Source organism: Streptomyces sp. IBSBF 3136 (assembly GCF_036815105.1).
In the GTDB taxonomy this organism is placed as follows: Bacteria; Actinomycetota; Actinomycetes; order Streptomycetales; family Streptomycetaceae; genus Streptomyces.
Window position 1 is genome coordinate 1 of record NZ_JAJSZC010000062.1, and the last position, 19,004, is coordinate 19,004.

A 19,004-nucleotide genomic window follows, 5' to 3' on the forward strand; every position below is an offset into this window, starting at 1 on the left:
GGGCGGGCCCGCCCGCTCTCGCGCCTTTGCAGTACCGCAGCCGGCCGCTCCCCTCACCGTTCAGCGCGCCCCCAGCCCCGCACGCACCGACGCGAGATCCCCGTCGGACGCCAACCCCGCGTGATAGAGCCGCAGTTCCGTCGCCCCCAGAGCACGCGCGCGTGCCGCGTCGGCGGCGAGGGTGCCGGGGCTGCCGCCCATGCCGGAGACCACCGTGAGGTTGGCGGCCAGCACCGTGCCCGCGCGTGCCCGCTCGGCGAAGGGGGCCAGCAGGGCCGGGCCCGCGGTGCACGGCACCACCACGCCGTCCGCGACGGAGAGGATGTGGGCCGGGTCGACGCCCGCGTTGGCGCCGCAGTGGTAGGGCACCGGGTCCGCGTGCAGCAGGACCTGGAAGCCGTCGGGCGCCGCCGCGCGCACGGCGGCGACGGCCTGCTCCTGGAGGCTGCGGGCGGTGGTGTCGCGCCACGCGCGCGTGGCGGCCGCCCGGTCCTCGCCGAGGACCTTGCCGACCGTCGGCCACCCCCCGTCGTCGGCCGTGCCGCGCCACAGCGGTTCGAGGGCGTCCCGTACGGCGGCCGCCAGCTCGTCGGCGTCCAGGCCCTGTTCGCCGTAGCCGGTCCGGCAGGCCGGGCAGAAGCAGAGCGCCATCAGGTACTGCCCGGCGTCCCCGAGGCCGACCCCGGCGGTCTTGTCGTGGGCGTGCAGGTGCTGGAGGCCGTACCAGCCGAGGGACTCCAGCTCGGTGCCCCGCGCGCCGGGGCGCACGGCGGCCTCGGCGGCCAGGTCGACCAGGTACGCGCGCGTGGCGGGCTGGGCGATGCAGGGGGCCCACGGGTACCGGTCGCCGTAGGCGTTGACGACCGAGGTGTCCGGGTGTTCGGCGCCCATGCGGGAGTTGTGCGCGAGGACGACCCAGGTGTGCACCTCCAGACCGGCCGCGGCGAGTGCCCCGGCCGCCTCCCCGTAGGCGTCCCCGGGGGCCCAGCGGCCGGCCGGGTAGGGGCGCAGGCCGCGGCCCGCCCAGCGGTTGCCCGGCGGGTAGAGGACGGCCGCGTACTCGGCGGTGACGATGCGGTGGCGCGGGTGGTGCGGGGTCAGGGCCCGGGTGGAGTGGTAGGCGGAGGCGAGGGTCACCTGCTCGACGCCGAGCGCGGCGATGCGGGCGGGGGCCTCCGGGTCCCCGTCGACGTCCCAGGGGTAGACGAACGCCGACGCCTTCACGCGTCCCCCTGCAGCAGCGCGGGCCCGCGGTCGATCAGCCGGGCGAGCTGCTTGACGTGGTCCTCGGACGGTTCGTGCAGCGGCGGGCGGACCTCGCCGACGTCCAGGCCGCGCAGCCGTACGCCCGCCTTGACGAGCGAGACGGCGTAGCCGCGGCCCAGCGCGCGCAGTTCCACGAACGGGCGGTAGAACCCGTCCAGGAGGCGGCGCACGGTGTCCTCGTCACCGTGCGCCAGGGCCCGGTGGAAGGCGACGGCGATCTCGGGGGCGAAGCAGAAGACGGCCGAGGAGTACAGGGTGATGCCGAGGGCCCGGTAGGCGAGCTGGGTCTGCTCGGCGGTGGGCAGGCCGTTGAAGTACAGGAAGTCACCGGGGACCTCGGTGCGCACGGCGCTGACGATCCGCTGCATGAGGTCCAGGTCGCCCAGGCCGTCCTTGAGGCCGATGACGCCGTCGGCGCGGGCGAGGGCGACCGCGGTGGACGGGGTGAGGACGGCGTTGTCCCGCTGGTAGACGATCACCGGCAGGGCGGTGGCGGCGGCGATCTCGCGGTAGTGCCGCAGCAGGCCCTCCTGAGGGGCGTGCACGAGGTAGGGCGGCATGGCGAGGAGCCCGTCGGCGCCCGCGCCCTCGGCGAGACGCGCGTAGCGGACGGCGAGCGCGGTGCCGTATCCGGCGCCCGCGACCACCGGGACCCGTCCCTCGGCCGCCTCCACCGCCGCCCGGACGCAGACCTCGAACTCCTCGGGCAGCAGCGCGTGGAACTCCCCGGTGCCGCAGCAGGCGAACACGGCGGCGGCGCCGGCCGCGACGCCCCGGCGCACATGGGCGCGGTAGACGTCGAGGTCCACGGTGCCGTCGGGGCCGTAGGCCGTGACCGGGAAGAACAGCGGCCCGCTCGGGTCGCGGAGCCGGGCGGCGAGAGGGGCTGGCGTCACGGGCGCTCCCTGTCGGTGCAGGTCATCGGTGCATGTGCCTGATCGGCGTCCATATTCATGAACGACTTCACGCTACGGGGCACTCTCCGCGTCGGTCAAGCGGTCACACCCGCGCCGCAGCGGCGGATTCCCGCACCCCACGGCACACTTGACCCGGCGCCTCGACGCTCTTTAGCGTGACCGTGCGTCTACGGATGTGAATGCCATCCACGCACGCGTTCTGCCCGCGACGGACTTCGCCAGGACAGCAAGGAGACCGAGGATGCCCGCTCCCCGCACCGTTCTGCTCACCGGCGCCGCCGGCGGGCTCGGCACCCTGATGCGGTCCCTGCTGCCGGAGTACGGCTACACCCTGCGCCTGTTCGACGTGCGCCCCGTCGAGGACGCGCCGGACGCGATCACCGCGGACCTCACCGACAAGGAGGCGCTGCGCGCGGCGGTGCGGGGCGTGGACGCGGTCCTGCACCTCGCGGGCATCTCGCTGGAGGCACCCTTCGAGAAGATCCTGCGGTCGAACATCGAGGGCACCTACAACTTGTACGAGGCCGCCCGCCTCGAAGGGGTGCCGCGGATCGTCTTCGCCTCCTCCAACCACGCCGTCGGGTTCACCCCGGCCCCGCACCCGGGCGAGGCGCTGATCCCCGTCGACACCCCGCGCCGCCCGGACACCTTCTACGGCCTGTCCAAGTCGTTCGGCGAGGACCTGGCCCAGCTCTACTGGGACAAGCACGGACTGGAGACCGTCTCGGTGCGGATCGGCTCCTGCTTCCCGGAGCCGACCAGCGTGCGCATGCTCTCGGTGTGGATGAGCCCGGCCGACGGCGCCCGCCTGTTCCACGCGGCCCTGACCGCCGACGGGGTCGGCCACACGGTCGTCCACGGCTCCTCGGCCAACACCCGCCTGTGGTGGGACCTCACGTCCGCGCGGGCTCTCGGCTACGAGCCGCGGGACGACTCCGAGCCGTACGCGGACAAGCTGATCGCCGAGCAGGGCGAGCTGGACCCGGACAACCCGGCCCACAGCCACCTGGGCGGCCACTTCGTGAACGACCCGCCCATCTGGCCGTACTGAAGCACCTTCCGGACGGCCGGAAACCACCACCCGCGCGGGGGGGGGGGCCCCCCCCCGGCCCCCCCCCCCCCCCCCGCGGCGCCCCCGCCCCCCCCCNCCCCCCCCCCCCCCCCCCCCCCCCCCCCCCCCCCCCCCCCCCCCCCCCCCCCCCCCCCCCCCCCCCCCCCCCCGCCCTGTTCGGGCATCCGGGCCGCCCGCTCAGACGCGGCCGCGCAGGGCCGCGCAGGTCCGGGCCGGGCACGGCGCACGACGAACGGGCACACCCGGGCAGCATCGGGCCCGCAACAGACCTGGTCGGCGCCGCACCCCCGCTGTAGAAATTCCCCCAGGGCCCGAACGGGCGGCTCCGGAGGAAGAAGCGGGTGACGGCATGAGCACCAGGACGGCGGAAGAGCGCCAGCGCGAGATCGTGCGGGCCGCGCGCGCCACCGGCTCGGTCGACGTCACGGCGCTGGCCGCCGTCCTGGGCGTGGCCAAGGAGACCATCCGGCGCGATCTGCGGGCGCTGGAGGACCACGGTCTGGTCCGGCGTACGCACGGCGGCGCCTATCCGGTGGAGAGCGCGGGATTCGAGACGACGCTCGCCTTCCGCGCCACCAGTCACGTCCCCGAGAAACGCAGGATCGCGGCCGCCGCGGCCGAGCTGCTGGGCGACGCGGAGACGGTGTTCGTCGATGAGGGTTTCACCCCGCAGCTCATCGCCGAGGCACTGCCCGCAGGGCGGCCGCTGACCGTGGTCACCGCATCCCTGCCGGTCGCGGGCGCCCTCGCCGAAGCCGAGCACACCCAGGTCCTGCTGCTCGGCGGACGGGTCCGGGCCGGCACGCTGGCCACCGTCGACCACTGGACGACGAAGATGCTGGCCGGGTTCGTGGTCGACCTCGCCTACATCGGCGCCAACGGCATCTCCCGCGAGCACGGTCTGACCACCCCCGACCCCGCGGTCGGCGAGGTCAAGGCGCAGGCCATCCGCGCCGCGCGGCGCACCGTCTTCGCGGGCACCCACACCAAGTTCGGGGCCGTCAGCTTCTGCCGGTTCGCCGAGGTGGGCGCGCTGGAGGCGATCGTGACAAGCACGCTGCTGCCGGCCGCCGAGGCCAACCGCTACTCCCTGCTGGGCCCGCAGGTCATCCGGGTCTGAACCACCGACTCACCCGCTCGCGGGGCTGTTTCACACCGAATCTTGCCCTTTATATCCCGATACATCCAGGAGCGATTCATGCGCACCCCGAGCCGACGGAGGCCGCGAGCCACGCTCGCCACGGCCGCCGCTGGGACGCTGCTCGCCCCGCTGCTCTCCGGCTGCTGGGTCGGGGCCGGCGGGACCGGTTCCGGCGGCGATTCCATCAACGTGCTGATGGTCAACAACCCCCAGATGACCGAGTTGCAGAAGCTGACCGCCGCCCACTTCACCCGGGAGACCGGCATCAAGGTCAACTTCACGGTCCTGCCCGAGAACGACGTCCGCGACAAGATCAGCCAGGACTTCGCCAACCAGGCCGGCCAGTACGACGTGGCCACCCTGTCCAACTACGAGATACCGATCTACGCCCGCAACGGCTGGCTGCACGAGATGGACTCCTACGTCGGCCGGGACCCCGGCTACGACGAGCAGGACGTGCTGAAGCCGATGCGCCGCTCCCTGACCGGCGACGACGGCAGGCTCTACGGGCAGCCCTTCTACGGCGAGTCGTCCTTCCTGATGTACCGCAAGGACGTCTTCGCGGCGAAGGGCCTGAAGATGCCGGCCCGCCCGACCTGGCGGCAGGTGGCCGACCTAGCCGCGAAGGTGGACGGCGCGCGCCCCGGCATGAAGGGCGTCTGCCTGCGCGGACTGCCCGGCTGGGGTGAACTGATGGCACCGCTCACCACCGTGGTGAACACCTTCGGCGGGACCTGGTTCGACAAGAGCTGGAAGGCCCGCCTGGACTCCCCCGAGTTCGTGAAGGCGACAAAGTTCTATGTCGATCTGGTCCGTGAGCACGGCGAGTCGGGCGCGGCCCAGTCCGGGTTCGCCGAGTGCCTCAACGACATGACCCAGGGCAAGGTCGCCATGTGGTACGACGCCACCTCGGCGGCCGGCCTGCTGGAAGCGGCGGGGTCCCCGGTCCGGGGCAAGCTGGGCTACGCCCCCGCCCCCGTGGAGCGGACCCCGTCCTCGGGATGGCTCTACACCTGGGCCTGGGGCATCCAGAAGGCCTCCCACAACCCCGACAAGGCGTGGAAGTTCGTCTCCTGGGCGTCGAGCAAGGGGTACGAGCGGCTGGTCGGCGAGACCAGCGGCTGGCCGAACGTCCCGGCGGGCAAGCGGGCGTCGACCTACGAGAACGCCGACTACCGCAGGTCGGCCGCCGCCTTCCAGGAGATGACCCGGCGGGCGATCGAGAGCGCCCGCCCGGACGACCCGGGCGTGCAGCCACGCCCCGCGCCCGGCATCCAGTTCGTCGGCATCCCCGAGTTCACCGACCTGGGCACCAAGGTCTCCCAGGAGATCAGCGCGGCCATCGCCGGACACCAGTCGACGGACGCGGCCCTGCGCAGGTCCCAGCAGCTCGCCGAGAAGATCTCCAAGGAGTACCAGGGACGATGACAGCGACGACGGCTCCCCTCGCGACCACCGCCGTGCGCGCCGCGGAACAGCCCCCCGCCCGGTTGCGCGCCTGGGCCACCCGGGCCCCGCTGCTGCCGGCCCTGGTCTTCATGATCGTGGTGACCCAGCTGCCGTTCGTGGCCACGCTGGTGATCTCCTTCTTCGACTGGAACGCCCTCTATCCCAAGGCCCGCCGCTTCACCGGCCTCGCCAACTACCGCCAGGTGCTGACCGACGCGGACCTGCGCCACTCGGTGTGGACGACCGTGCTGCTCACGGTGGCGGTGGTGCTCGCCAGCCTGGTCCTCGGCCTGGCCCTGGCCCTGCTGCTGGACCGCAGGTTCCGCGGCCGGGGGATCGTCCGCACCCTGCTGATCGCGCCCTTCCTGGTGGTGCCGGTGGCCGCCGCACTGCTCTGGAAGCATGTGCTCTACAACCCCGAATACGGGCTGCTCAACGGGTTGTTGCACTATGTGGGCGGCCCACAGCCGGACTGGATCTCGAACACCCCGCTGCTCGCGGTCGAGGCCTCGCTGGTGTGGCAGTGGACGCCGTTCATGATGCTGATCCTGCTGGCCGGACTGCAGAGTCGGGACCAGCAGCAGATCGAGGCCGCGCGGGTCGACGGCGCGAGCGACTGGCAGATCTTCCGCCATCTGACCCTGCCCCACCTGCGGCGCTACCTGGAACTCGGCGCCCTGCTGGGGTCGATCTACATCGTGCAGAACTTCGACGCGGTCTTCACCCTCACGTCCGGCGGCCTGGGCACGGCGAACCTGCCCTACACCGTCTACCAGAGCTTCTACCAGGCCCACGAGAACGGCCTCGCCTCGGCCGCCGGTGTCCTGGTGGTCATCGGCTCCATCGTCATCGCGACCTTCGCCCTGCGCGTGGTGTCGTCCCTGTTCCGCGAGGAGGTGTCCCGCGCATGAGCGCCAACGCAGCGGCCGTACGGCGCAGGGCGCGCCGGGGATCCGGTCTGGGCCTGGTGGCCTGGCTGGCCGGCGTCGTCTTCTTCCTGCCCATCGCCTGGATGGCCCTGACGTCCTTCCACTCCGAGGCGGACGCGGCGACCAACCCGCCGTCCCTCACCGCCTCCCTCACCCTGGACGGCTACCGCGATTTCTTCGGCACCGGCGGCGGGGCGAGCCCGTGGCCCGCGCTGATCAACTCCACGGTCGCGTCCGTGGCGTCCACGGTGTGCGTGCTGCTGCTCGCCCTGCCGGCGGCGTACGCACTGTCGGTCCGGCCGGTGCGCAAGTGGACGAACGTGCTGTTCTTCTTCCTGTCCACGAAGATGCTGCCGGCCGTGGCGGGCCTGCTGCCGATCTACCTGTTCGCCAAGAACGCCGGGATGCTCGACAACATCTGGCTGCTGGTCGTCCTCTACACCTCCATGAACCTGCCGATCGCGGTCTGGATGATGCAGTCCTTCCTGGCCGAGGTGCCGGTGGAAGTCATCGAGGCGGCCCGGGTGGACGGCGCCCCCCTGCCGGTGATCCTCGCGCGGGTGGTGGCCCCGATCGCCCTGCCCGGCATCGCCGCGACCGCCCTGATCTGCTTCATCTTCAGCTGGAACGAACTGCTGTTCGCCCGGGTCCTGACGGGCGTGGTCGCCGGGACCGCCCCCGTCTTCCTGACCGGCTTCATCACCAGCCAGGGCCTGTTCCTGGCCAAGGTGTGCGCCGCGTCGCTCGTCGTCTCCCTGCCGGTGCTCGCCGCGGGGTTCGCCGCCCAGGACAAGCTGGTCCAGGGCCTGTCGTTGGGAGCCGTGAAATGAAGGCCGCCGTCATCGAGTCCGTGGGCCGCGCCGTCGTCACCGAGGTCCCTGACCCCACTCCCGGGCCCCGCGAGGTCGTCGTCGAGGTCGCCGCCTGCGGCCTGTGCGGCACCGACCTGCACATCCTCCAGGGCGAGTTCGCGCCCAAGCTGCCGATCGTCCCCGGACACGAGTTCGCGGGCACGGTGGTCGGGGTCGGCACCCAGGTCACCGAGGCCGCGGTCGGCGACCGGGTGGCCGTCGACCCCTCCCTGTACTGCCACGAGTGCCGCTACTGCCGTACCGGCCACAACAACCTGTGCGAGCGCTGGGCCGCGATCGGCGTGACCACGGCGGGCGGCGCCGCCCGGTACGCCGTCGCCCCGGTCGCGAACTGCGTGAAGCTGCCCGAGCACGTGCGCACCGAGGACGCGGCCCTGGTCGAACCCCTGTCCTGCGCGGTGCGCGGCTACGACGTGCTGCGCGCCCGCCTCGGCGCGCACGTGCTCGTCTACGGCTCCGGGACCATGGGCCTGATGATGCTGGAACTGGCCAAGCGCACCGGCGCGGCGAGCGTGGACGTGGTGGACGTCAACCCGGCCCGGCTGGAGACGGCCCGCCGGCTCGGCGTCTCGGGCGCGGCGGCCGGCGCGGACGACCTCGACCGGCCGCAGGGCTGGGACGTGGTCGTGGACGCCACGGGCAACGCGGCGGCGATCCAGGACGGTCTCGGCCGGGTGGCCAAGGCGGGCACGTTCCTGCAGTTCGGGGTGGCCGACTACGCGACCCGGGTCACCATCGACCCGTACCGCGTCTACAACCAGGAGATCACCATCACCGGCTCCATGGCGGTGCTGCACAGCTTCGAACGGGCGGCCGAACTCTTCGCGGGCGGGGTGCTTGACCCCGAGGTGTTCATCAGCGACCGGATCCCGCTGGAGCGCTACCCCGAGGCGCTGGAGCAGTTCGCCGCCGGGGTGGGCCGCAAGATCGTGGTGGTGCCCTGAGCCGATCGGGGGGCGCGGGCCCGCCGGGACGTCGGTAAGGGAACGGTAAAGCGGTGTCGTTCGTTCACCCGGCATGACAGCTATGACCCCTGGCTCGAACATCCCTCTGCCGGCCGCGCGCGTGACGGTGGACGTGTCCGCCCCGGTGCGGCTCGACGTGTCGGGCCTGCTGCTCACCGCCGACGGCAAGGTGCGCTCCGACGACGACTTCATCTTCTACAACCAGCCGGCCGGGCCGGGCGTGACGTACACGTCCGGGGGCGGCGCGGCGCCCGACGCGATCACGGTCGACACCGCCGCCGTGCCGCCGGAGATCGAGAAGATCGTGGTCACGGCCAGCCCGGACGCGGCCGGCCAGACCTTCCAGGGCATCGAGCCGACCGCCACGGTCCGGGACGCCGACGGCGGCTCGGTCCTGGCCACCTTCACACCGCCGCAGCTCGGCGCCGAGACGGCGCTGGTGGTCGTGGAGATCTACCGCAGGGGCGGCGCCTGGAAGGCCCGGGCCGTCGGCCAGGGGTACGCCGACGGCCTCGCGGGCATCGCGACGGACTTCGGTGTCTCGGTGGAGGAGCCCGCCGCCCCCGCGGCCGCGCCGCAGCAGCCGGCCGCACCGCCCGTGCCCGCCGCGCAGGCGCCGGCCGCACCGCCGGTCCCCGCCGCTCCCCCCGCCCCGGTGCCGGGCGCCGGGAAGGTCAACCTGGACAAGGGGCGGGTCAGCCTCCAGAAGAACCAGACGGTGTCCCTGGTCAAGGGCGGCCGCCCGCTGCTGTCCGTGGTGCAGATGGGCCTGGGCTGGGAGCCCGCCCACCGGAGCAGGGACATCGACCTGGACGCCTCGGTCATCGCCTACGGCCCGCAGCGCAACCCGGTCGACAGCTGCTACTTCGGCAAGCTGACGATCCTGAACGGCGCGATCAAGCACTCCGGCGACAACCTCACCGGCGAGGGCGGGGGCGACGACGAGATGATCATGGTGGACCTGGGCCGTCTCCCCCAGGAGGTCACCGGTCTGGTCTTCACCGTCAACTCCTTCTCCGGGCAGAAGTTCACCGAGATCGCCAAGGCCTACTGCCGGCTGCTGGACGCGGACACGGGAGAGGAGCTGGTCCGCTTCGACCTCACCAACGCCGAGCCGCAGACGGGCGTGATGATGGCCAAGCTCGTCCGGCAGTTCTCCGGCGAGTGGGACATGACGGCGCTGGGCGAGTTCGTGAAGGCCCGGACCGTGCGGAACATGGTCGATCCCGGAGCGCGGGCCCTCTAGGCGCGCGGCCGGGCGCGCCCCCGTCCTCCCGGGGGCGCGCCCGGTCCCTCACGCTCCGACGGCCGGCCGCAGTCCCTCGGTCAGCAGGGTCAGGTAACGGCGGATCTGCTTCCCCCGCCCGCCGGCCAGCTCCGACGCCGAGGCCACGCCGTGCGCCAGGCGCAGGACCTCGATCGGCTCGACGTCCGGGCGCAGGCTGCCGTCCCGCTGCGCCGCCTCCACCAGCCGCCGCGCCGCGTCCTTCAGCCGGGTGCCGCAGACCGTGTCCGCGGCGAAGCCGCCGTCGGTGACGGCCGAGCCCAGCAGCGCCTTCATGCCGCGCACCTGGATCGTCCCGACGCACACCTCGTGCAGCCACTCCGTCAGCGCCTCGCCCGGCGGCAGCCGGGCGGCGAACTCCCCGGCCCGGTCCGCCATGGCCTGCATCCGGTCCACGTACGCGGCTTCCAGCAGCGCCTGCCGGGTCGGGAAGTGGCGGTAGAGCGTGCCTGCGCCGACCCCGGCACGCTTGGCGATGTCGTCGAGGGACGCGTTCTCCCCGTGCTCGGCGAAGGCCTCGGCGGCCACCGTCAGCAGCCGTTCGTAGTTGCGCCGGGCGTCCGCGCGCATGGGCCTGCCCTGCGGCATCCAGCTACTCCTCGCGCACCGGGGGTCTTGCCCGGAATCGTATCGGCCCCGGCCGCGCCGGTCAGGGCCGCTGCGCCGGCGGCCCGTACCCGCCGGTGTCCGGGTCCTCCGCACGGTGGCGGTGCACCGCGCCGCTGCCCAGGGCGATCGTGGCGCGGGTCCGCATGGGGCCGTCGCCGCGGCGGGACAGCAGCACGACCTCGGACACCCGGGCCTGTGTCACCCCGAGCCGGGCGGCGCATTCGGCCGCGAGGACCCGCGGGGCCCGGGTGCGCCCGAGCGAGAGGTGCGGGGTGAACCGGGGGAAGCGGTCCACGCAGGCCGGGAACGGCTCGGCGAGCACGCGCCGCAGCCGCGTCCAGGGGGCCGCGCCGGCCGCGGCGGGGTCGAGCCACACGGTGGAGAAGGACCGGTGGCCGAACGAGCGGACCCCACCCAGCCGGATGGCGAAGGGCGCGCACCGGGCCGCCGCGTCGGCCAGCAGCGGGAGCGCCGCCGGGAAGTCCTCCTCCGGTACGAAGCCGAAGATCAGGTTCACATGGGGCGGCCAGCGGCGGATCTGCGGGTCGTGCTCGACGCGGATCTCCTGGACGGCTGCCCACAGCGGGGCCGGGGGCAGCCACGCCACGGCGGTCCGGGGCGTGGGCGCCGACTCCGGGCCGCCGGGCGTCGAAGGGCGGGACACCCCTCCATCATGGCTCGCCCCCATGGGCCGGGCTTGTGGCCCGCGCCCCCGTGACGGCGCGGTCGTGGGTTCTCCGAGAAAGAAGTGACCGCTGCCCGCGCACCGGGAGGTGCGTGCAGTCGTGATGTCCGGTGCCGGGATTCGGACCCGCGGCCTCCTGGACGTCGTTCACTCCGGGCGGGGGCCGCGGGGACGGGCGAGCGAATTGACGCGCGCCGAAAGGTCAGTCGCGCTTCTGCCGCTTCCAGGGCCCGGTGATGGCGAGCATGATGCCCGGCTCCTGGATGTTGGCGAACAGGGTGCGGCCGTCGGGCGAGAAGGTGACGCCGGTGAACTCGCTGTACTCGGGGCTCTCCGCCGTGCCGATGTTCAGTTCGTTGCGGGCGATCGGATAGGTGCGGCCGCTCTCGGTGGCGCCGAACAGGTGCTGGACACCCTCGCCGTCCTCGGCGATGACCAGACCGCCGTACGGGGAGACGGTGATGTTGTCCGGGCCGTCGAAGGCGCCGTCCGCCGCGGGGTCGGGGTTGACGCCGAGGAGGACCTTGAGGGTCAGGGTGCGGCGCTTGGGGTCGTAGAACCAGACCTGGCCGTCGTGCTGGACGGGGCTCTCCGCGCGGGCGTAGGAGGAGACGATGTAGGCGCCGCCGTCGCCCCACCACATGCCCTCCAGCTTGCGGGCGCGGGTGACCTGGCCGTCGGTGAACTGCTTGCGGACGGAGGTGGTCCGGGCGTCACGGTCGGGGACGTCCACCCAGTCGACCCCGTACACGGTGCCGATCCGGGTCGCGCGGGAGAGGTCGTCGACGAACTTGCCGCCGGAGTCGAAGCACTTGAACGCCTGGAGCGCACCGGCGTCGTCGGCGAGGGTGCGCAGCCTGCCGCGGCCGTGGCCGAAGCCCTCCGGCGGGGTCCAGCGGTAGAGGAGGCCGTTGGGGCCTGACGCGTCCTCGGTGAGGTAGAGGTGTCCGCGCCTGGGGTCGACGACGACGGCCTCGTGGGCGTAGCGGCCGAGCGCCTTGACCGGCTTGGGGTCGCGGTTGGCCCGGCGGTCCTCGGGGTCGACCTCGAAGACGTAGCCGTGGTCCTTGGTCATGCCGTTCTGGCCGGCCTTGTCCTCGGTCTCCTCGCAGGTCAGCCAGGTGCCCCACGGGGTGTTGCCGCCCGCGCAGTTGGTGGAGGTGCCGGCCACGCCGACCCACTCGGCGACCTGGTCGCGGCGGACCTCGACGACCGTGCAGCCACCGGAGGCGGCGGGGTCGTAGACCAGGCCCTCGGTGAGCGGCACCGGGTACTGCCAATTGGCGCGGGGGCCCTTCAGCTCGTGGTTGTTGACGAGGAGGGTGGCGCCCCGGGGGCCGTCGAAGGTGGAGGTGCCGTCGTGGTTGGAGGGGGTGAACTCGCCCGACTCCAGCCTGGTGCGGCCGCTGTAGGTGATGATCCGGTACCGGAACCCCTCGGGCAGGGCGAGGACGCCGGCCGGGTCCGGGACCAGCGGGCCGTAGCCGGGGCCGTGGTGTCCGTGCGCAGGGCCCTCCTCCGCGCTCTCGATCTCGGTGGCGGCGAGGGCGTTGGGCGCGGTGGCCAGGGCTCCGACGCTGCCCGCCAGCGCGACACCGGCACCGGTGACCGCGGATTGCCTGGCGAAGTCCCTGCGAGTGAGCGACATGGTGTCTCCTGTGACGGTGGGCACGTGCCGTGGAGGGTGGCGGGCCTCGGTTCGGCGCACACGCTCCCGCCGGTTCCTGAACGGGAGTTGAACGCCGGACTGCCTCCGGGGCCCCGGTTCCATGAACCCGTGGGCACGCCCCCCTGGCCAACGGCGACACCGGCCATGTTCGCCCGGGTGCGGGCGGTCGCTCAGCCGCCCTGCTGGGACCGCGCCTTGAACGCGGCCTTCCGCGCCTCCTTCGCCACCTTCTTGTCCGGGTGCAGCCGGCCCATCGCCTCCAGGACGTCCGCGGTGGCGGGGTGTTCCACCCGCCAGGCGGCCGCGAAGAAACCGCTGTGCTGCTCGGCCAGTCCCTCCACCAGCGCCTGGAGCTCGTCGGAGTTGCCCTCGGCGGCCAGCTGGGCCGCCACCGTGTCGACGGTCAGCCAGAAGACCAGGTCCTGGGAGGGCGCCGGCACATCGGCGGCGCCGCGCTCGCTCAGCCACACCCGGGCGAGGCCACCGAGTTCGGGGTCGTCCAGCACCTCCCGCAGGGCCGGCTCCGCCTCCGCCCCCACCAGGGACAGCGCCTGCTGGCAACGCAGCCTGCGCAGCGGCGCGCCGGTGTCGGCGCCGCGTGCCGCCGCGAGCAGGTCCCGGGCGGCGGCGAGCGGTTCGCGCCGGCCGAGCCACTGCTCGGTCTCGGCCCGGGCGGCGGACTGCCCGAACCGGGCGGTGCCGTCGAGCAGGGCGTCCGCGCCCTTGTCGGCGAGTTCACCGACCGCGGGGGCGTCGATGCCGGCCTCCAACAGCCGTGCCCGCAGCCCGTACGCGCCGAGCGGGGTGAGCCGGACCAGGCCGTAGCGGGAGACGTCGGTGTCGTCGACCGGCGCGGCCGGCTCCTCGTCGGCGTCGGCCATGAGGTCCTCGTCCACCGGCCGGTACTCGACGAGACCGATCGGCTCCAGCGTCCGGAACTGGCCGTCGAGGCGCATCATCGCGTCGGAGACCTGTTCCAGCACGTCGTTGGTGGGCTCCCCCATGTCGCTGGGGACGATCATCGACGCGGCGAGCGCGGGCAGCGGCACGGGCGCCTGGCCGGGGCCGTCCTCACTGACCGTCAGCAGGTAGAGGTTGCCGAGGACGCCGTCGAGGAACTCCGCCTCGGCCTCCGGGTCCCAGTCGAGTGACGCGAAATCGATCTCGCCGCCCGCGTCCATCGCGTCCATGAGGGCGTCCAGGTCCGGCACGCTCGCGTCCGCGACGACGGTCTCCAGGGCGTTCAGCCAGACGGTGAGCACGTCGTGCGGGGAGCCGCCGGTGAGCAGCGCCAGGTCCTCCCCGGCCGCCACCGTCCCGGCCTCCTCGTCGGTGATCTCGACCAGTCCGGCGTCCACGGCCACCCGCCACGCCTCGGCGGCGTGCGCGGCGGCGTCGTCCCCGCTCAGGCCGAGCGTCCCGGCGGCGTCCGGCAGCTGTTCCTCGACCAGGCTGCCGCCGGCGTCCACGCGGGTGGCCGGGCCTGCCCAGCGGGCCAGACGGGCTGCGCGGGAGAGCAACGGCGTGGACAGCGCGGCGCGCGCCAGCTCCGCTTCGGGGTGCAGCCGTACGGGCGGCAGGGGGGAGCTGTCTGACATCGGCTGGTTCTCCTCGGGCCGTGAAAGTACTCAGCCGCTCAGCCTAGACGGATTTCCACCCATGCCACCCGGTTCATCTCCCCGCCGGTCGCCGTACATGGCCGAAACCTTGACAACTCCGGGCGCCAGGCAGGAGATTGACGCGCGTAGAAGTTGGGGGGACAACTGTTCACTCGGCTCTATGCGTGTCACGGAGGGCCACGAGCCCGACACGCTCCCGTTCCACCCTCGTCCCGGCGCTCACGCACGTCCCCGGAGGGATCCCTTGCCGAGCAGGTCCACCGCGCGCCTCGCCGCGCTCACCGTCGCCGCCGTCTGTTCCACCGCGTCGGCCGTCGTCCTCACCTCACCCGCGCACGCCGACTCGGTGCGCATCCACGACATCCAGGGCACCACCCGAATATCCCCGCTGGCCGGCCAGAAGGTCGCCGACGTGCCCGGCATCGTGACGGCCACGCGCACCTACGGCTCGTCCAAGGGCTTCTGGATGCAGGACCCGACCCCGGACGACAACCCGGCGACCAGTGAAGGCGTGTTCGTCTTCACCAGCTCCACGCCCAAGGTCGCGGTCGGTGACTCGGTCACGGTGGCCGGTACGGTCTCCGAGTACGTCCCGGGCGGCGCCTCCTCCGGCAACCAGTCGGTGACGGAGGTCACCAAGCCGACGGTCACCACCGTCTCCACCGGCAACGCGGTCCCCGCGCCGACCGTGATCGACGCGCACTCGGTGCCGGACGCCTACGCCCCGGCCGGAGACACCGCCGCGGCCGGCTCCGTCAACGGCCTGCCCCTGGACCCGTCGGCGTACGCCCTGGACTACTACGAGTCCCTGGAGGGCATGAACGTCCAGGTCGCCGACACCCGCGTGGTGACCGGCACCGACCCGTACAGCGAGCTGTGGGTCACGGTGAAGCCGCGGGAGCACCGCAACCACCGCGGCGGCACGGTCTACGGCTCCTACGAGTCCCAGAACACCGGCCGGCTGCAGATCCAGACGCTGGGCCCGACCGCCGACTTCCCGAAGGCGAACGTCGGCGACACCCTGGAGGGCACCACCACCGGTCCGCTGGACTTCAACCAGTTCGGCGGCTACACCCTGGTCGCGAGCAAGCTCGGCACGCTCACGAGCGGTGGTCTGGAGCGCGAGACCACGGCCAAGCAGTCCGCCCGCGAGCTGGCGGTGGCGACCTACAACGTCGAGAACCTCGACCCGTCGGACAACACGTTCGACAAGCACGCCGCCGCGATCGTGAACAACCTGCAGTCGCCCGACATCGTGTCCCTGGAGGAGATCCAGGACGACAACGGCGCCAAGGACGACGGCACCGTCGACGCGAGCACGACCGTGAACAAGCTGATCGACGCGATCGTCGTGGCGGGCGGCCCTAAGTACGACTGGCGCTCCATCGACCCGGTCAACGACCAGGACGGCGGCGAGCCGGGCGGCAACATCCGCCAGGTGTTCCTGTTCAACCCGCAGCGGGTGTCCTTCGTGGACCGCGCGGGCGGCGACTCCACCACCGCGGTCGGCGTCACGAAGGTGCACGGCAAGGCGCAGCTGACGGCCTCCCCGGGCCGTATCGACCCGGCGAACGCCGCCTGGGGCAACAGCCGCAAGCCGCTGGCCGGCGAGTTCGTCTTCCGCGGCAAGACCGTGTTCGTGATCGGCAACCACCTCAACTCCAAGGGTGGCGACCAGGGTCTGACCTCGCAGTACCAGCCGCCGGTACGCAGCTCGGAGGTCCAGCGCCACGCGCAGGCGACCGAGGTGAACGCGTTCGTCAAGGACATCCTGTCCGTGCAGAAGAACGCGAACGTGATCGCGCTCGGCGACATGAACGACTTCGAGTTCTCCGAGACCGCGAAGATCATGGAGGGTGACGGCGAGCTGTGGTCGGCGATCAAGTCGCTGCCCCGGAGCGAGCGTTACACCTACGACTACCAGGGCAACGAACAGGTCCTCGACCAGATCCTGATCAGCCCGGCGATCCGCCGGGGCTGCGACTTCGAGTACGACAGCGTGCACATCAACTCGGAGTTCAACGACCAGATCAGCGACCACGACCCGCAGGTGCTGCGGTTCCGTCCGTAGTCGGGACCGGGGCCGCCGGGCTCAGGGCCGGCCGAACACGCCGTTCAGCCAGTCCTGCCAGGCGGCCTCGTTCGCCCCGGCGTCGGCGTCCGGCGCGAAGTCGTGGACGCTGATGCCGAGCGGGGCTCCCCAGTGCCCTCGTCCGAAGAGACGGACGAGGGCACTGTCGGTGCGCAGCCCGATGAAGTACGGGTTGCGGTAGTCGAGCACGGCGTCCAGGGTCCGTCCGCCCGGGCCCCGGACGGTCGCCTTCGTGCCCGCGGCCGCGTCGTCCGCGAGGCCGAGCGCGCGGGCCGCGGCGGCGAGCGCGCGGGGGGACGCGGAGGCGGCGGGGCCGTTCAGCTGGGCGAAGGCGACCGGGCGGGGCGCGAAGTGCGTCAGGTACTCGCACAGGGTGTGCAGATAGAAGTTGGTGTGCTTGCTCGCGCCGTCGTACTGGTTGTTCCAGTCGTCGGTGAAGATGCCGCTGTGCACGTAGCGCACCCAGGCCCGGCGGCCCTCGTCGCGGGGCTCGATCGTGTAGTCGAGCTGGTTGAGCGACTGGGTCGGGAAGCCGACGTCCTCGCTGCGGCTGGTGTAGCGGTGGGGCGGGTCCCAGGCGGTGACGGTGGACCCGAAGGGCCCCTTGCCGCCCTCCCGGGGCTCGGGCGGGTCCATCGGCCACAGGTAGCCACCGCTGCCGGTGGTGACGGCGTCCCACACCTTCTCCGGCGGGACGTCGACCTCGAACTCGCGGACGATCTCGAACTCCTGGGGCATGGCGAAGCTCCTGCTCAGCTCTCGACGGACGGCTGGTCCTTCACGGACGGCTGGTCCTTGACCGTGGGGTGCAGCGCGATCACGACCCGGTGGTCGCGGCCGCCCTCGGCGTCGGGGGCGTCGTACTTGCGGACCAGGGCGCTCACACCTGCGGTCAGCTCCTGCACGAAGGCCGCGCGGTCGGCGGCCGAGGCGAAGCGGACCTGGCCGTCCAGAGCGTAGGTGGCCAGTGGCCGACGGGCCCGGGCGGCACCGGTGATCAGCGTGCCGACGTCCCGGACCAGGCGGGCGCCGAGGGCGAGCAGCCACCGCGCGGAGAGCTGGTCGCGGAAGCGGTCCGGGTCCGGCTGCACGGCGGGCAGGGCGGCCGGCGAGATGACGTACGACGCGGCGGTCGCGCGCATGAGCCGCTCGGTGACGTTGCCCTTGCGGCGCTCCACGGCCAGTTCGACCAGGCCGTGCCGCTCCAGCGCCTTGAGGTGGTAGTTCACCTTCTGCCGGGGCAGGCCGACCCGGCCGGCCAGCATCGCGGCCGAGGCGGGTTCCGCGGCCAGCTCGGCGAGCAGCCGGGCCCGGATCGGGTCGAGCGATACGGCCGCCGCCTCGGGGTCCTCGATCACGGTCACGTCCAGCATGCGTCCACCCTCCCACCGAAAACTAAATCTGTCCAAGCAGACTTTCGTTTTCGGCGGGAGGGTGGGCAGAGGTCGGCGAAGCCCGTGCCGCGGACGGGCGCGCCGGTGCCTGCGTCAGTGGTGGCGCTGCCGGCGCCAGGCGAAGCCGGCCGCCACGGCGGCGGCGCCCAGCACGCCCACGGCCGCGATCGCGCCGGGGTGCCGCTTGCCCGAGCGCAGCGCGGAGCGCAGCTGCTCCGGGACGCCGCGCGAGCCGGAGCGGCTCGCGCGGGCGGCCCGGTCCTGCACCGCGTGCCCGGCGTGCGAGGCCTGGTCCTGCAGGGCGTGCCCGGCCTGGGCCGCGCGGTCCTGGACCAGGTGCCCGGCATGGGTCGCCCGGTCCTGCACCGCGTTGCCCGCGTGCCGGGCGCTCACGCGCAGCTGGACGGTCATGGCGCCGGCCTTGTCGCGCAGGTCGGCGGCCCGGGCCCGGGCCCGGCCCTTCACATCGGCCTTGTCCATGAGCTGCGCGACGGTGTCGCCGAGCTGGCTCCTGGTGTGCTCGATCTGGTGCCGCAGCTCGTCGGGGCCCTTGGCGCCCGAGCCGTGCGGGGTCCTGTGCGTCATCGATGTGCCCTTTCCCTGATCTCGTCGACGTCCGCCCTGACGCTGCCGAGGGTCTCCTCCGGGGTGGGCGGCCCGGCGCGGCGCAGCTCGGCGCGCCCCGACACGGCCAGCAGGCCGGCCACCGCGAAGTAGACCGCGGCGACGATCAGCGCCGCCGCCCAGACGGGCAGGGCCAGGGAGAGTGCGGCGGTGGCCGCGCCGGCCAGGACGATCAGGCCGACGTAACCGACGGCGCCCGCGGCGCCCAGCAGTCCGCCGCCGCGCCCGGCCCGGCGTCCCTTCTCGGTCAGCTCCTCCTTGGCGAGGGCGACTTCCTGCCGGAAAAGCAGCGAGAGCTGTTCGGTGGCCCGGCCGACGAGTTCGCCCGTGGAGGGGCGCCCGTCGGCCGCGGGCCGTGCGTGCTGGGTCACGGTCACGGTGTCCGCCTCCTCTCTGTACGGAACATCCGGGTACCC

The 19,004-nt window shown here is 73.0% G+C and carries 18 protein-coding genes; 8 read left to right on the forward strand and 10 right to left on the reverse strand.

Annotation, left to right across the window (positions count from 1 at the left end):
- Positions 1-60: 60 nt before the first annotated feature.
- Positions 61-1,224: a hypothetical protein gene (locus V7E45_RS15825; protein WP_333774800.1), complete on the reverse strand. Its 1,164-nt coding sequence runs from the start codon at positions 1,222-1,224 to the stop codon at positions 61-63.
- Positions 1,221-2,162, reverse strand: a complete 942-nt coding sequence (locus V7E45_RS15830; protein ID WP_333774801.1) for a 5-dehydro-4-deoxyglucarate dehydratase — start codon at positions 2,160-2,162, stop codon at positions 1,221-1,223. The genes V7E45_RS15825 and V7E45_RS15830 overlap by 4 nt, the downstream gene beginning before the upstream one ends.
- A 262-nt stretch (positions 2,163-2,424) precedes the next feature.
- Between V7E45_RS15830 and V7E45_RS15835 the strand changes: the two genes are divergently transcribed.
- The 7 genes from V7E45_RS15835 to V7E45_RS15865 all read left to right on the forward strand — a co-directional run bounded on the left by V7E45_RS15835 (position 2,425) and on the right by V7E45_RS15865 (position 9,857).
- On the forward strand, positions 2,425-3,234 hold the full coding sequence (locus tag V7E45_RS15835) for an NAD-dependent epimerase/dehydratase family protein (protein ID WP_333774802.1): 810 nt from the start codon (positions 2,425-2,427) through the stop codon (positions 3,232-3,234).
- A gap of 370 nt (positions 3,235-3,604) precedes the next feature.
- Positions 3,605-4,375 carry a DeoR/GlpR family DNA-binding transcription regulator gene (locus V7E45_RS15840; protein ID WP_333774803.1) on the forward strand — a complete coding sequence of 257 codons (771 nt, stop codon included), beginning with the start codon at positions 3,605-3,607 and terminating at the stop codon, positions 4,373-4,375.
- Positions 4,376-4,453: 78 nt separating this feature from the next.
- Entirely contained in the window at positions 4,454-5,824 is a 1,371-nt protein-coding gene (locus tag V7E45_RS15845; protein WP_333774804.1) for an ABC transporter substrate-binding protein, read from the forward strand.
- Positions 5,821-6,756, forward strand: coding sequence for a carbohydrate ABC transporter permease (locus tag V7E45_RS15850; protein ID WP_333774805.1), 936 nt, complete (start codon positions 5,821-5,823; stop codon positions 6,754-6,756). Before V7E45_RS15845 ends, V7E45_RS15850 begins: the two co-directional genes overlap by 4 nt.
- Positions 6,753-7,604 (forward strand): carbohydrate ABC transporter permease, encoded by an 852-nt coding sequence (locus V7E45_RS15855; RefSeq protein WP_333774806.1) that lies wholly within the window; start codon positions 6,753-6,755, stop codon positions 7,602-7,604. Before V7E45_RS15850 ends, V7E45_RS15855 begins: the two co-directional genes overlap by 4 nt.
- Positions 7,601-8,590 carry a zinc-dependent alcohol dehydrogenase family protein gene (locus tag V7E45_RS15860; protein ID WP_333774807.1) on the forward strand — a complete coding sequence of 330 codons (990 nt, stop codon included), beginning with the start codon at positions 7,601-7,603 and terminating at the stop codon, positions 8,588-8,590. The genes V7E45_RS15855 and V7E45_RS15860 overlap by 4 nt, the downstream gene beginning before the upstream one ends.
- A gap of 82 nt (positions 8,591-8,672) precedes the next feature.
- Entirely contained in the window at positions 8,673-9,857 is a 1,185-nt protein-coding gene (locus V7E45_RS15865; RefSeq protein WP_333774808.1) for a TerD family protein, read from the forward strand.
- Between the two features lie 48 nt (positions 9,858-9,905).
- Here V7E45_RS15865 and V7E45_RS15870 read toward each other — a convergent pair whose 3' ends face one another.
- From V7E45_RS15870 to V7E45_RS15885, 4 genes are all read right to left on the reverse strand, one after another.
- On the reverse strand, positions 9,906-10,484 hold the full coding sequence (locus V7E45_RS15870; protein WP_333774809.1) for a TetR/AcrR family transcriptional regulator: 579 nt from the start codon (positions 10,482-10,484) through the stop codon (positions 9,906-9,908).
- A 61-nt stretch (positions 10,485-10,545) separates the two neighbouring features.
- Entirely contained in the window at positions 10,546-11,169 is a 624-nt protein-coding gene (locus V7E45_RS15875) for a 2'-5' RNA ligase family protein (protein ID WP_333774810.1), read from the reverse strand.
- A gap of 223 nt (positions 11,170-11,392) precedes the next feature.
- Positions 11,393-12,838, reverse strand: a complete 1,446-nt coding sequence (locus V7E45_RS15880) for an alkaline phosphatase PhoX (RefSeq protein WP_333774811.1) — start codon at positions 12,836-12,838, stop codon at positions 11,393-11,395.
- A 191-nt stretch (positions 12,839-13,029) separates the two neighbouring features.
- Entirely contained in the window at positions 13,030-14,457 is a 1,428-nt protein-coding gene (locus V7E45_RS15885) for a hypothetical protein (protein WP_333774812.1), read from the reverse strand.
- A 265-nt stretch (positions 14,458-14,722) separates the two neighbouring features.
- Between V7E45_RS15885 and V7E45_RS15890 the strand changes: the two genes are divergently transcribed.
- Entirely contained in the window at positions 14,723-16,549 is a 1,827-nt protein-coding gene (locus tag V7E45_RS15890) for an endonuclease/exonuclease/phosphatase family protein (protein ID WP_333774813.1), read from the forward strand.
- A 21-nt stretch (positions 16,550-16,570) separates the two neighbouring features.
- On the opposite strand, the gene V7E45_RS15895 is transcribed toward V7E45_RS15890, so the two are convergent.
- From V7E45_RS15895 to V7E45_RS15910, 4 genes are all read right to left on the reverse strand, one after another.
- A complete protein-coding gene (locus tag V7E45_RS15895; RefSeq protein ID WP_333774814.1) occupies positions 16,571-17,308 on the reverse strand; it encodes an SRPBCC family protein in 738 nt (245 codons plus the stop codon).
- Between the two features lie 14 nt (positions 17,309-17,322).
- On the reverse strand, positions 17,323-17,943 hold the full coding sequence (locus V7E45_RS15900; protein WP_333774815.1) for an ArsR/SmtB family transcription factor: 621 nt from the start codon (positions 17,941-17,943) through the stop codon (positions 17,323-17,325).
- Between the two features lie 114 nt (positions 17,944-18,057).
- Positions 18,058-18,549: a DUF3618 domain-containing protein gene (locus V7E45_RS15905; protein ID WP_333774816.1), complete on the reverse strand. Its 492-nt coding sequence runs from the start codon at positions 18,547-18,549 to the stop codon at positions 18,058-18,060.
- The gene (locus tag V7E45_RS15910) at positions 18,546-18,965 is read right to left on the reverse strand and encodes a phage holin family protein (RefSeq protein ID WP_333774817.1); all 420 of its coding nucleotides are present in this window, start codon (positions 18,963-18,965) and stop codon (positions 18,546-18,548) included. Before V7E45_RS15910 ends, V7E45_RS15905 begins: the two co-directional genes overlap by 4 nt.
- Positions 18,966-19,004 lie beyond the last annotated feature (39 nt).

Excerpts from the sequence above, each read along its gene's own strand:
- V7E45_RS15835 (WP_333774802.1), top strand. The coding sequence starts at position 2,425 with ATGCCCGCTCCCCGCACCGTTCTGCTCACCGGCGCCGCCGGCGGGCTC.
- V7E45_RS15840 (WP_333774803.1), top strand. The coding sequence starts at position 3,605 with ATGAGCACCAGGACGGCGGAAGAGCGCCAGCGCGAGATCGTGCGGGCC.
- V7E45_RS15845 (WP_333774804.1), top strand. The coding sequence starts at position 4,454 with ATGCGCACCCCGAGCCGACGGAGGCCGCGAGCCACGCTCGCCACGGCC.
- V7E45_RS15850 (WP_333774805.1), top strand. The coding sequence starts at position 5,821 with ATGACAGCGACGACGGCTCCCCTCGCGACCACCGCCGTGCGCGCCGCG.
- V7E45_RS15855 (WP_333774806.1), top strand. The coding sequence starts at position 6,753 with ATGAGCGCCAACGCAGCGGCCGTACGGCGCAGGGCGCGCCGGGGATCC.
- V7E45_RS15860 (WP_333774807.1), top strand. The coding sequence starts at position 7,601 with ATGAAGGCCGCCGTCATCGAGTCCGTGGGCCGCGCCGTCGTCACCGAG.
- V7E45_RS15865 (WP_333774808.1), top strand. The coding sequence starts at position 8,673 with ATGACCCCTGGCTCGAACATCCCTCTGCCGGCCGCGCGCGTGACGGTG.
- V7E45_RS15870 (WP_333774809.1), bottom strand. The coding sequence starts at position 10,484 with ATGCCGCAGGGCAGGCCCATGCGCGCGGACGCCCGGCGCAACTACGAA.
- V7E45_RS15880 (WP_333774811.1), bottom strand. The coding sequence starts at position 12,838 with ATGTCGCTCACTCGCAGGGACTTCGCCAGGCAATCCGCGGTCACCGGT.
- V7E45_RS15885 (WP_333774812.1), bottom strand. The coding sequence starts at position 14,457 with ATGTCAGACAGCTCCCCCCTGCCGCCCGTACGGCTGCACCCCGAAGCG.
- V7E45_RS15895 (WP_333774814.1), bottom strand. The coding sequence starts at position 17,308 with ATGCCCCAGGAGTTCGAGATCGTCCGCGAGTTCGAGGTCGACGTCCCG.
- V7E45_RS15900 (WP_333774815.1), bottom strand. The coding sequence starts at position 17,943 with ATGCTGGACGTGACCGTGATCGAGGACCCCGAGGCGGCGGCCGTATCG.
- V7E45_RS15905 (WP_333774816.1), bottom strand. The coding sequence starts at position 18,549 with ATGACGCACAGGACCCCGCACGGCTCGGGCGCCAAGGGCCCCGACGAG.